Below are 11,486 nucleotides of genomic sequence, written 5' to 3'. Positions count from 1 at the left end.
CATCCCCAATCGACTACGAGAACAGCCTCACTTCGACACCGGCTACGCTGACCCACGCCGCATAACCCCGTGTCCAACATCCAGGGTGAAGTCCCATGAGCAGTTCGCGGATCAATCCTGCCCGCACGTGCAGACCCGCATCCCCGGCGACCGCGAGGTCTGTCGGGCAGTCGCTTTCGGGACCGGCCCATACTCCGCGGCGGGCGGCGTCGACCACCTCCTGCTCCATCACGGTCAGGTCGGTCGACTGCAGGGGTAACCGCTCTTCGCTCACTTCTCTATTGTCGTATGTCGCGCTCGTGGGGATGCCGCTTGGGGCGAACCGGTATAGACCTGTGGGGTGCCAGGGTCAGCACGGTAGCCCTGACCGGCGATGTGCCGTTGCAGCCTCGTGTCTGTCGATCAATCGGCGTGGGCCTGCCCCGTCCTGACGGACATCTGAGATCAGGGGACGCGTGTCCCCGGAGGGATGTCCGATCATGGAGCCCATGGGCAGGAGGAAGCGGCGGCCTCGGCGGTCGTTCACCCCGGAGTTCAAGGCCGAGATCGTGGAGTTGTGCGGTCGGGGCGACCGGTCGGTGCGGCAGGTCGCGCTCGACTTCGACCTGACCGAGACCGCGGTGCGGCAGTGGGTCGTGCAGGCCGAGCGCGACGCCGGCACCCGGACCGACGGGTTGACCACCGACGAGCGCGAGGAGCTGGTCCGACTGCGGCGGGAGAACCGCCGGTTGTCGGAGGACGTGGAGATACTCCGGCGTGCCACCTTAGATTCAACCGGTCGGAGCAACAGTGCTGGTTGAGGTGGGTGTGCGTGGCGAAGTTGGGTCGGCCGGGGATGTCGGACGAGATGAAAGCCGATCTGTGGCGGAGGTGGAAAATCGGGGAGTCGATCAGCGTCATCTCGCGTGGGATCGGCAAGCCGCCCGGTTCGGTGTTCACCGTGCTCAAGCACCATGGTGGCATCGCTCCCGAGCTCCGCAGGGCGCGTGGTGGGAGCCTGGTCTTGGTCGAGCGGGAGGAAATCTCGCGAGGGCTGCACGCGGGTGAGTTCTACCGGGCGATCGCCGAACGCCTGAGTCGTGCCGTGTCCACGGTCAGCCGTGAAGTGAACCGCAACGGCGGCCGCGTCCGGTATCGGGCGACCGCGGCGCAGGAGCTGGCTTCGGAGCGGGCCAGGCGCCCCAAGCCGCGTCTGCTTGCCCGTCGTCCCGGGTTGCGGGAGAAGGTGGTGGCGTTGTTGGGTGAGGAGTGGTCACCCGAGCAGATCGTCGGCCACCTGCGCCTGCACCACGACGGCGAGCCGGAGATGCGGATCAGCCACGAGACGATCTACCGGTCGGTCTACACCACCCGCTGGAAGGTGGTCCCGCGCGTGTTGTCGATGCGGCTGCGCACCGGGCGCCCGATCCGGAAACACAAGCGGCACACGGTGAAGGGACAGTGGCACTCGCAGATCATCGATGCTCGGCCGATCGGACAGCGTCCGCCGAGTGCGGAGCGTCGCACCGAACTCGGGCATCTCGAAGGCGACCTGGTCCTCGGGTCGGCCAACAGCCAGGTTGCGACCCTGGTCGACCGGAAGTCCCGGTTCCTCACGATCGTCAAGCCAGCGAGCCGCCATACCGCGGTGGTCGTCCCGGCCCTGGTCGAAGCCTACGGACGCATGGACCCGCAGTTGCACGCCACGCTGACGTGGGACCGGGGCATGGAGTTGGCAGCCCACAAGGCATTCACCACCGCCACCGATGTCGCGGTGTTCTTCGCCGACCCGCGAAGCCCCTGGCAGCGCGGCACTAACGAGAACACCAACAAGCTGCTGCGTCAGTACCTGCCCAAGGGCGAACCTAGCCACGTTCAGCCAAAAGGACCTCGACGCCATCGCGGCGAAACTCAACAACCGACCCCGCAAATGCCTCGGGTTCCGCACCCCGGCAGAGAGTGTTGCCTTGACCGGTTGAATCTAAGACGGCTTTCTTCGCCAAGGAGATCCGGTGAACGTGTACCCGCTCATCGAGGCGGAGCGAGCGGGCGGCGGCAACGTCCACCGGGCGTGCACGCTGCTGAAGGTCTCCCGGTCCGCCTACTACACCCGCCGCACCGCCACTCCCATCGACCGCGCACGGCAGGACGTCGAGTTGACCGCGCGGGTCGTCGCGATCCACGACGAGTCGCGGGGCACCTACGGCGCGCGCCCAGGGTGCACGCCGAGTTGCGGGCCAAGGGCCATCGGCATTCCCGCAAGCGCGTCGCCCGGCTCCTGCGCGAAGCGGGACGCGCCGGACGCGCACCGAAGCGGTGGCGCACCACCACCGTCCCGGCCCCCTCCGCGACCGTGCCCGCGGACCTGATCCGACGTGATTTCTCCTGCTCCGCCAAGGATGTCGACACCCGGTGGTGCGGGGACATCACCTACGTCCACACCTGGGAAGGCTGGCTCTACCTGGCCACCGTCATCGACATCGCCTCACGACGCGTCGTCGGCTGGGCCACCGCCGACCACCTGCGCACCGACCTCGTCACCCAGGCCCTCGACAACGCCGTGCGACACCGGCGCCCCGACCCCGGGATGATCTTCCAGGCCGACAGGGGCTGTCAATACACCTCCGCCCGGTTCGCCGCCCTCGCGACGACCTGGGCGTGCGATTGTCGATCGGCCGCAAGGGGCAATGCTGGGACAACGCCGTCGCCGAGTCGTTCTTCGCCACGATCAAGACCGAACTGCTCGACCGGCAGCCCTGGCCCACCAGGACCAGGGCGCACAAGGCGATCTTCGAATACATCGAGGGCTGGTTCAACCCCCGCCGACTGCACTCCAGCCTCGGTTACCTCAGCCCCACCACCTACGAAGCCACCCGACACCACCCGGTGGCCCGGGTAGCCTGACCACACTCATCGACCCTGTCCGTCAAAACGGGTCAACCCCACCAGTACCTGCATGCCGCCACTGTGCCGCATCCGGACCCGGAACCTGAAGCACCTTCAGCCTGGTTCAGGGAGCGCTAAGGGTGATCCTGCACAGTGGCAATCGTGAATCCACCCGGATTCTTCCGAAAGGCTCGCGGGAAGGGTTCGGTCGGCCGATTGCCTACCGACCTCAGTCCCGGGCCGATTCAACGGACGGTTCGACAAAGAGGAGTGACATCGTGTCACGTGTGAAGAGGATGTTGGTCGCCGCGGGCATGGCGGTCGCGGCGCTGGGTGCGGTTGCGGGGACCGCGACGGCCGCCCCGGTCGCGCAGTCCGTCGTCGCGAACCAGCAGGTCGCGGTCGGCGGCATCGCCGAGGCGGGGTGGGTCAACACTGGCGAGACGTTCAACCGACTGGGCCCGTGCGACAGCCGGGGTTACTGGTACTACGCCAACTACGCCGACGTCTACGACTGGGACTGCCGGTGGAGCAGTTCGACCAAGACCTACCGCCTGTGGATCTACGTGATCTGATCCACCCGGCACCAGAGGGCAGTTCAACCTGGAGGCCCTGGAAATCCTGACGTGACCGGAACCGGGTCGGTCTGGTGGTGTGGTTTCGCCTTTTACCGCACCACCAGACCACGCCGAAACGGGTCGACCATTCACAGCGTTGAACTGCGACCGACGATCGCAACAGGCGTCCACCGACCGTCGCTGGCCACCACCGCAGCCGGACGGTGGGAAGCATGGCGTGTGAACGAGAGTGATCGCGACATCATGGCGCGGTCAGGGCTTCGCGTATCCGGTTCAGAGCCCGGTGCTGGGCGACGCGGACCGCTCCGGGGGCGTGCCGAGCGTGTGGGCGGTCTCGTCGGCGAACAGTCCCACGACGACGCGCAGCACGATGATCTCCCATTGTCGTCCCAGCAGTGCGTCGAGCAACGGTTTGAGAAGTTCGATCGTCTCGTGAGCCAGGACGCGCTGTTTAGCGTCCGGACCGGTGCCCCGCCGGTCGGGTAACTCGGGCACGGGCTCGGCGGGGTTGCGCGCCGCGGCGCGGTGGGCGGCTGGCGACTTTGTACGCGGCGATGCCGTAGACGAAGGCCAAGAGCGGTGTGTCCAGGTTGCGGTAGCCCGGCAGCACCGTGAGTACTGCCAGGCACACCCCTTGTGCCACGTCATCGGCGTCGTCGCGGCCTGTGAGGACATGCGCGCCGAGCAGTACCTCAGCACCGGGGGCGCATCCGGGCCAGCAGCATCCCGATCAAGCGAGGGTGGCCGCCGACCGCGGTCGGCCAACTCGTGGGTCAAAATGAGTAGCTCTGGCGCACTGGTATTCCTGCCGACCTTGCGCCGCTCGAAAGTCATTGCTGCTGGTCAAGCAGCGTGTCTGTATGCGTTGATGAGTCCGCCGAGGATGCGGGCGCGGAGCGGTCTGCGGGTGTCGAGGTCGTGCACCGTGGCGGAGTGTTGCTGGCTCTCGGGTGGTGGTTGGTCGCGGGCCTGTGGGGGCGGCGTCGGTTGTAGTGGGTGTTCGTAGGCCTTGGGGACATGACGTGCGTGGCTCTCGCCGGTGATCGGGATGTGGTCGAGGAGTTCGCGTCTGATGGTGCCGATGACCCGTTCGCAGTGTGCGTTCATTCGCGGTGCCTGTGGTGTACTGGTGATGACGAGGAGGTCGTCGGAGTGGAAGACGGTGTCGAACGTCTGGCCGTACTTGCCGTCGCGATCGCGAAGCAGGAAGCGCAGGGATCCCGAGCCCGTTCCGAGGTCGGCGGTAAGGTCCTGGCTTGCTGCGTGGTCCGTGACCAGGTCGCGTGGGCGGTGACTCCGGTGATGTGCAGGCGCCTGGTGTCGTGCTCGATGAACGCCAGGGCGTAGAGCCTTCGACCGAGCACGGTGTCGAGGCGGAGGAAGCCGGCCGCGATTATGCCCTGGGCCTGGGTGATGGGAAACGCCCGTCAGATCGGACCACCACGTGGTGCCGGGTCGATGCCCGCGTCGTGCAGGATCCGCCAGACGGTCGAGTGACCGATGTGGTGACCGAGTCGGGCCAGTTCACCCTAGATTCGGCGGTGACCCCATCGTGGGTTGTCCGTGGCCGGTCGCAGCACGAGTGACTTGACCGCCGCTCGTGTCGGTGGGCGCCCGATGTGTCGACATGTGGAGTAGTCCCACTTGCGGGCCACGAGTCCCGCGGTGCCAGGCGAGCAGAGTGCCAGGGGTAACGGGGGAAGACCTCCCGCCACCGGCGACGGGTCACCATCCCGAACAGGTCGGCGATCCAGAACCGATCAGCGGACTCGTAGCAGACCGGACCTGCCAGTTGCCGACGAAGGACCGCGTTCTCGTGCCGCAGCACGAGCAGCTCAGTGTCATTCGCCGCCTCGCCGCGCAGCAGCACCGACGGCTCGGACAACAACCTCCGGCCACCTTGTACAGCAGGGACACGATCACCCGGACAGGGTCCCAACGCGGCGACACCTCGCTCTACCAGCGGCAATGACTTTCTGAGCGGCACACGCCGACTGCCCCCTCGCCCAGCGGATCCGCCGTGCTCCTCACCTGTCGTCGGGGCCAGGACTTCGACGCCTGGACCAACGCGGTCCTGGCCGACGACCTGCCCGCCCTGCGCCACTTCGTCCACTGCTTGCTTAAGGACCACGACACGGTGACCGCCGGGCTGACTCTGCCCCACAGCAACGGACCCACCGAAGGAGTTGTCAACAAGACCAGATTGCCGAGCGGCAGACCTACGGGAGGGCGAGCTTCGCACTGCTGCGCAAGCGCATCCTGCTCGACCAGTAGGTAGCAGCGGCAAGGCTGCGACCGGTCCTTCAGCTCGAATCGTTGATCACGCAATCAGCGACAGAACCGCTCGTTGACCCCTCCGGCGCAGGGTTTACGCCAGCAGCGGGAGAACGGCGACGAATCGTGCTCCACCGGTGTGCGCGGCAGCGTGGAGTGTGCCGTGGTGGGTGGCGGCGATGCGGCGGGCGATGGGTAGTCCGAGGCCCGTGCCGCCGGTGTCGCGGGTGCGGGCGTCGTCGAGTCGGGTGAAGCGGGTGAACACGCGGTCTCGGTCGGCGGGTGGGATTCCGGGGCCGTCGTCGATGACCTCCAGAACCGCTTGGTCCGCGTCCTCGGCGAGGTGGACGGTGACGGCGGTGGTGGCGTGGCGATCGGCGTTGTCGAGTAGGTTGCCCAGCAAGCGGTCCAGCAGGGTGCGGCTGCCGCGCACCAGGACGGCGTGATCGGGCACCTCCGCGGTGAGGGTGTGTCGGGTCCGACGGTGGGCGGTGTGCTCTCGGACCAGTGTTGCGAGGTCGACCGTGTTGTCGTCGATGGTGGTGTGGTCGAGGCGGGCCAGCAGGAGCAGATCGGTGGCGAGGTGTTGCAGGCGCTCGGTGTCGGCCAGGGCGGCGTCGACCACGGTGGGCCAGTCGGCCTGGTCCGGGTGGGCGGTGGCGATCTCCAGCTCGGTCCGCAGTGCGGCGATGGGGCTGCGCAACTCGTGCGAGGCGTCTGCCACGAACCGCCGGTTCTCCTCGACCGCGGCCTGCAACCGGTCCAGTGTTGCGTTGACCGTCGATGCGAGGCGTGCGATCTCGTTACGGGCCCGCGGTACGGCTACTCGCCCAGTCAGGTCGTGCTCGGTGATGTCGGCCATCCGGAGCCGGATCTCCTCCACCGGCCGCAAGACCCTGCCGGTCGCTACCCACGCCACCACGGTGAACAACCCGATCAACGCCAACGCACCACCCGCCAGCGCCAGAACCTGATGATTCAGAGATCGCTGGGACTGCGTGAGTTCGTCCCGTACTTTCAGCCACATCGCCTCGTACTCCGGCGCTCGATCCTTCAGCGTGATCGGGCTGTCGTCGTCCAGGCCGAGCTTGGAGATCGGACGCGAGCCCTCCACCGAACCGTCGCTGCGCATTACACCGAACCTGATTGAGTCGGGGTCCGTGAAAGGCCATAGCGACAACTGTGGAACGTGCAGGTGAGAGTAGTGTCGAACTATCACCGTAACGGCTAGGTCCGATTCGCCCGCTTGCTTCTGTCTGATGTCGTCCACTTTCAACGGCGGCACCATCAGGTCATCCCCGTCAGCGCCACACTCGCCGCCCCAACGCTCATAAGCGGTCGCCTGTAAGCCCTGTTCGGGGCGTACGTAGACTCCGGTGGCGCAGATTTCGTTAGCGCGATTCACGGGTGATACGCCAAGTCGCATGCTTTGATCCTTAATGAAGGCTGCGACCATCACCGCCACGGTAACGATCGGCACGGTGACGACCAGCGCCACGATCAAGCTGACCCGCCTGCGCAGCGATCCGGGTCGAGTGGTCCATCCGCTCATCTGCTTGCCCGATCCCTGCTGTCCAGTCGGTAGCCCGTGCCGCGGATGGTGGTGATGGTGCGTCGGTCGAACGGTGCATCGATCTTTCGGCGCAATGCGCTGATGTAGACCTCAACCAGGTCCGGGTCGCGGGCCTCGTCCCACACTCCGGCGATGATCTCGACCTTGCTCACCACCCGGTCGTGGTGGCGCAACATGAACTCCAGCACGGCGAACTCCTTGGCGGTCAGCGTGATTGGTGTGTGGCCGCGGCAGCAGGTTCGTGCGGCCGGGTTTAGCTCAAGGTCCCCGACGCGGAGCACCGTCGGTCGCGGCGTGCCGCCCCGACGGGCCAACGCCCGCAGACGCGCCACCAGCACAAGATAGGAGAACGGCTTGGTCAGATAGTCGTCCGCACCTGTGTCCAGCCCTTCGGCTTCGTCCAGCTCGCCGTCCTTCGCGGTGAGCATCAGGATCGGCGTCCACACCTCCGCCGACCGCAACCGCTCACACACGCGGTAGCCATTCAATCCTGGCAGCATCACATCCAACACGATCACGTCATAGGGGAAATCCTCGGCTCGCCACAGTCCGTCCAACCCGTTGTATTCCACATCGACGACGAAATTCTCCGCTGTAAGCCCTCGGACGAGCAAGCCGGCCAATCGGCGATCGTCCTCTACCACCAGTACCCGCATGTCGACACTATGCCGTAGTGCCGTCGCGGTTCCTGAAAAGCTCTTCAGGTCACTTCAGTCTTGTTCAAGATCCGTCCGGCACAGTGACAAGCGCATCAGGACGACTGCGACCAGATAGAGGAGTGATGATGCAAACGCTACAAATCGCGACGGCGGTGGCTGGTGCTTTCGCCGGAACCTGTGCCGCTCGAAAAGTCATCGCTGCTGTTCAGGCGGCTTGTCTGTACTCGTTGATGAGACCGCCGAGGATGCGGGTGCGGCGCAGTCTGTGGGTGCCGAGGTCGTGTGCTGCGGCGGGGTGCCCGGGCTCGGGGTGGCAGTTGGTCGCGGGCCTGGTGAGGTCGGTGTCGGTTGTAGTGGTCCTCATAGGTCGTGAGGACTTGCCGTGCGTGGGCTTCACCGGTGATCAGGATGTGGTCGAGGACTTCGCGTCGAATGGTGCCGATGACCCGTTCGCAGTGGGCGTTCATCCGGGGCGCCTGCGGCACGCTTTTGATCACGCGCAGGTCGTCGCCCTGGAAGACGGCGTCGAACGTCTGGCTGTACTTGCCGTCGCGGTCACGGAGCAGGAATCGCAGGGACTCCATCCGGTGTCCGAGGTCGACGGCGAGGTTCCGCGCCTGCTGTGTGGTCCATGCCTGGGTCGGGTGGGCGGTGACCCCGGTGATGTGCAGGCGCCGGGTGTGGTGTTCGAGGAAGGCCAGTGCGTACAGGCGTCTGCCGAGCACGGTGTCGAAGTGGAGGAAGTCCGCCGCGATGATGCCCTGGGCCTGGGCGATGAGGAACTGCCGCCAGGTCGGGCCACCACGGCGTGGGGCCGGGTCGATGCCCGCGTCGTACAGGATCCGCCAGACCGTCGAGTAGGCGATGCGGTGGCCGAATCGGGCCAACTCGCCCTGGATCCGCCGATGACCCCATCGCGGGTTCTCCCGGGCGAGTCGCAGCACGAGGGTCTTGACCGCGGCTCGTGTCGGTGGGCGTCCGGTGCGTCGACGCGCGGAATGGTCCCACGTGCGGGCAACGAACCTGCGATGCCAGGCGAGCAGGGTGCCCGGCGTGACCGGGAAGACCTCCCGCCACCGGCGGCGATCCACCAGCCCGGCCAGAGCGGCGAACCAGAACCGATCGGCGGGTTCGTAGCGGACCGGACCCGCGAGTTGCCAACGGAGGACCGTGTTCTCGTGCCGCAGCACGAGCAGCTCGGCGTCCTTCGCCGCCTCGCCGCGCAGCAGCACCGCCGGGACGGACAACAACCTTCGGGTCACCTTGTACAGCAGCGACACGATCACCTGGACATGGTCCCAACGCGGCGACACCCCGCTCTACCAGCGGCGATGACTTTTCGAGCGGCACAGTCCTGGCACCCCACGAGGTGGCACTGGCCGTCAGCGCCGAGTCCGTGGTCGCGGACTGGGAACTCTCTGACCGGCCGAGACGACCTTCACGGGAGGGATTGTCCGGGCGTCCCTGTCGGTAGCTCGGGGAAGTCGGGGTTCGGCCTCAACGGCGTCGGCAGGTACGCGTTGATTTCTTGGGTAGCGCCGAGGCGTTGGACAAGCGCTCGGGTGATGAGCCCCCACGTGCGGTAGGCGCTCGCCGGACCGAACAGCCTGCCGATCTGCGCTGCGGCTGTTCGCCCCCACTCCCTCATCAGCACCGACTTACTGGACTGCGCGGCGCGCAGTAGTCCGATACTGGCCAGTACGTGGGTGAGCAGAAGGAACACTAGACGGTGTGCCCTCGAAGTGCCGCCCCCGGCACCGGAGGATGCCGGGATCATGTCGGCCGACAGCAATGCGCTGCCTTGGTCGAGCAGGTAAAACAGCTTGGCGGCGGAGACGGCATACCCGGCGTTGCTCCAGAGCGGCACCAGTGCGATGGTCGGGTCAGCCAAGATGTCCTGGCCGGCCGACAACCGGTGCAGGGCCGAGTGGATCGAGCTGTTCGCAGATGGGACCGTGCCCGCCGCCACTCCGGCACCACTGATGATCGTGACTAGCCGATGTGTTGGCAGGGTGAGCGAGTATCCGGTGTCCGGTTCGCTCAGTCGGCCGACGATGTGCGCGGCGATGCCCGCGCTCGCCTCGGCCAAATCGCCACTCCAGCGGACCGGGCCGATCGCTGCGGCCGCCTGAGTGCGCTCCAGTGCTTGCACGTGCGCGGGCACTTGCTCCAGCGGCATGGGATCGGTCCAAACGAGGTCTACGGTCGTCGTCGCGACCACACCAAAAGGTCGCAGGTGGGCCTCGATCCGCGGTATGTACCCACTGGGGACGTCGAGCGTGCCGCTGCAGCGGAGGGGGACTCCCGCGGTTCGGAGCTTCGAAGCGGCAGTGTCCGTCGCCGGGACAGTCGGCATCCGGCCATCCGCGATCAAAGCCCAGAACTCGTTGTCGATCGCCAACCCGGGTCCGAACGGGAGGGTGACTTCGAAGCCGGCGACAGGCGCGGGGTTTCGCAGCAACCGGGAGAACGCCTGCGGTTGCCCGATGATGTTCATTCGATCGTGGATGTGGATGTGGAGGTGGGAGACGCGTAGCCGGGTGACCTGCGGATTGCTCGACATGGATACCTCGCTGGATGTATGCTTCATCAGCACTCGTGCAACCGGTAGTAACCGGCTCTGGACTAGTGACACTTTCGCCGGAACTTATGGCGCAAGTCGATAATGCCGCCTATGGGGCGGCATTATCGTGTCAGAAGGTGTCGACGTACTGCAGGATCGGTTCCGACGGGCCGAAGGGGACAGCGTCGACGACTGCGGTCGGGCTGCTTACGTAGGTGTCACTGGCGGCGAACCTCACCTTCCTTCCCCATTCAGGGTCCTGCTCGATGCTGGTGACTGCGGTGCCGAGGTGTTGCTTCTCGATCGAGTCGGCGACGCGGTCGATCTCGGTGTACTGGATGGGTGGGGTGAGCACCACGGCACCTTGATCCTCATGTACGAGCAGGCCGACTTTGCCGTCCGTTGTCCGATAGGCCGGGCGGTCGATTCTGTCGTCGCTCTTGCTTGCCGCATCGAGCGTGGAAAGCGGTCCACTGCGTTGAGTCAAAACGGGAACGCTGCGGCGGTGGTGCCAGACCTTCACGGCAGCCGCGAGCACGCCCAGCACCCCCGCGAGCACGCTCACCACCAGGACGTCGTTCATCGGGACGGTGTCGAGCATGTCGACACCTCCGAGCCTCGTGTACGCCCACGCTGCTACCAGGGCCACGGCGCCCGCCAGAAGCAGCAACAACTTGTTCTCCCACAGGTGGCCCCACACGCTGGGAGGAAGCAGGCCGATCCGTCTGCGGTCCCAGCCCAGGACGGCGAAGAACCCCCACACGGCGACGATCCCGGGGATCAGCCAGGACACGCCGTCGAAGGGGGCCGGGAGGAGGTCCGCAGACAGTGCCACGGCGAGCTCACGTGAGGCGGTCACCTCCGCCGCCGACCGGGCGTCTAGACGAGTAATGCGTAAGACGGGGTGAGGTCCGGAGACGGACGAAGGGTGTTCAAGATCCGTTTGTGACGACAGACCTGAACACCCTTCTCAC

Annotated in this window: 10 protein-coding genes and 2 pseudogenes; 5 read left to right on the top strand and 7 right to left on the bottom strand. The window is 66.3% G+C overall.

What is annotated here, in order from left to right; all coding sequences use genetic code 11:
* Positions 1-13: 13 nt before the first annotated feature.
* Positions 14-274, bottom strand: a complete 261-nt coding sequence (locus AB0G02_RS18925; protein WP_360795821.1) for a hypothetical protein — start codon at positions 272-274, stop codon at positions 14-16.
* Positions 275-488: 214 nt separating this feature from the next.
* Between AB0G02_RS18925 and AB0G02_RS18920 the strand changes: the two genes are divergently transcribed.
* From AB0G02_RS18920 to AB0G02_RS18905, 4 genes and pseudogenes are all read left to right on the top strand, one after another.
* Positions 489-800 (top strand): transposase, encoded by a 312-nt coding sequence (locus tag AB0G02_RS18920; protein ID WP_360795818.1) that lies wholly within the window; start codon positions 489-491, stop codon positions 798-800.
* 35 nt (positions 801-835) lie between these two features.
* Positions 836-2,656 (top strand): annotated as a pseudogene (locus tag AB0G02_RS18915) (IS30 family transposase); the annotation flags it as partial.
* Complete coding sequence (locus AB0G02_RS18910; protein ID WP_360795815.1) at positions 2,638-2,883, top strand: integrase core domain-containing protein; 246 nt, start codon at positions 2,638-2,640, stop codon at positions 2,881-2,883. The pseudogene AB0G02_RS18915 and the gene AB0G02_RS18910, both read left to right, overlap by 19 nt.
* A gap of 269 nt (positions 2,884-3,152) precedes the next feature.
* A complete protein-coding gene (locus AB0G02_RS18905) occupies positions 3,153-3,440 on the top strand; it encodes a hypothetical protein (RefSeq protein WP_360795812.1) in 288 nt (95 codons plus the stop codon).
* A gap of 244 nt (positions 3,441-3,684) precedes the next feature.
* Here the strand turns inward: AB0G02_RS18905 and AB0G02_RS18900 are convergent.
* A pseudogene (locus AB0G02_RS18900) lies at positions 3,685-4,195 on the bottom strand (sigma-70 family RNA polymerase sigma factor); the annotation flags it as partial.
* Positions 4,196-4,726: 531 nt separating this feature from the next.
* Here AB0G02_RS18900 and AB0G02_RS18895 point away from each other — a divergent pair.
* Positions 4,727-5,029, top strand: coding sequence for a hypothetical protein (locus AB0G02_RS18895; RefSeq protein ID WP_360795809.1), 303 nt, complete (start codon positions 4,727-4,729; stop codon positions 5,027-5,029).
* A gap of 782 nt (positions 5,030-5,811) precedes the next feature.
* On the opposite strand, the gene AB0G02_RS18890 is transcribed toward AB0G02_RS18895, so the two are convergent.
* The 5 genes from AB0G02_RS18890 to AB0G02_RS18870 all read right to left on the bottom strand — a co-directional run bounded on the left by AB0G02_RS18890 (position 5,812) and on the right by AB0G02_RS18870 (position 11,347).
* A complete protein-coding gene (locus AB0G02_RS18890) occupies positions 5,812-7,215 on the bottom strand; it encodes an ATP-binding protein (RefSeq protein WP_360795807.1) in 1,404 nt (467 codons plus the stop codon).
* 50 nt (positions 7,216-7,265) lie between these two features.
* Positions 7,266-7,946, bottom strand: coding sequence for a response regulator transcription factor (locus tag AB0G02_RS18885; RefSeq protein ID WP_360795804.1), 681 nt, complete (start codon positions 7,944-7,946; stop codon positions 7,266-7,268).
* Positions 7,947-8,083: 137 nt separating this feature from the next.
* Positions 8,084-9,181: an integrase core domain-containing protein gene (locus tag AB0G02_RS18880; RefSeq protein WP_360795801.1), complete on the bottom strand. Its 1,098-nt coding sequence runs from the start codon at positions 9,179-9,181 to the stop codon at positions 8,084-8,086.
* A gap of 206 nt (positions 9,182-9,387) precedes the next feature.
* Positions 9,388-10,512, bottom strand: a complete 1,125-nt coding sequence (locus tag AB0G02_RS18875; protein ID WP_360795798.1) for a hypothetical protein — start codon at positions 10,510-10,512, stop codon at positions 9,388-9,390.
* A gap of 130 nt (positions 10,513-10,642) precedes the next feature.
* Complete coding sequence (locus AB0G02_RS18870; RefSeq protein ID WP_360795795.1) at positions 10,643-11,347, bottom strand: hypothetical protein; 705 nt, start codon at positions 11,345-11,347, stop codon at positions 10,643-10,645.
* Positions 11,348-11,486: the final 139 nt, after the last annotated feature.

The sequence above is a fragment of the Actinosynnema sp. NPDC023658 genome (assembly GCF_040639995.1).
GTDB lineage: Bacteria > Actinomycetota > Actinomycetes > Mycobacteriales > Pseudonocardiaceae > Actinosynnema.
Note: the sequence above shows the minus strand (reverse complement) of the source record. Positions and strands in the feature narration are given on the sequence as shown.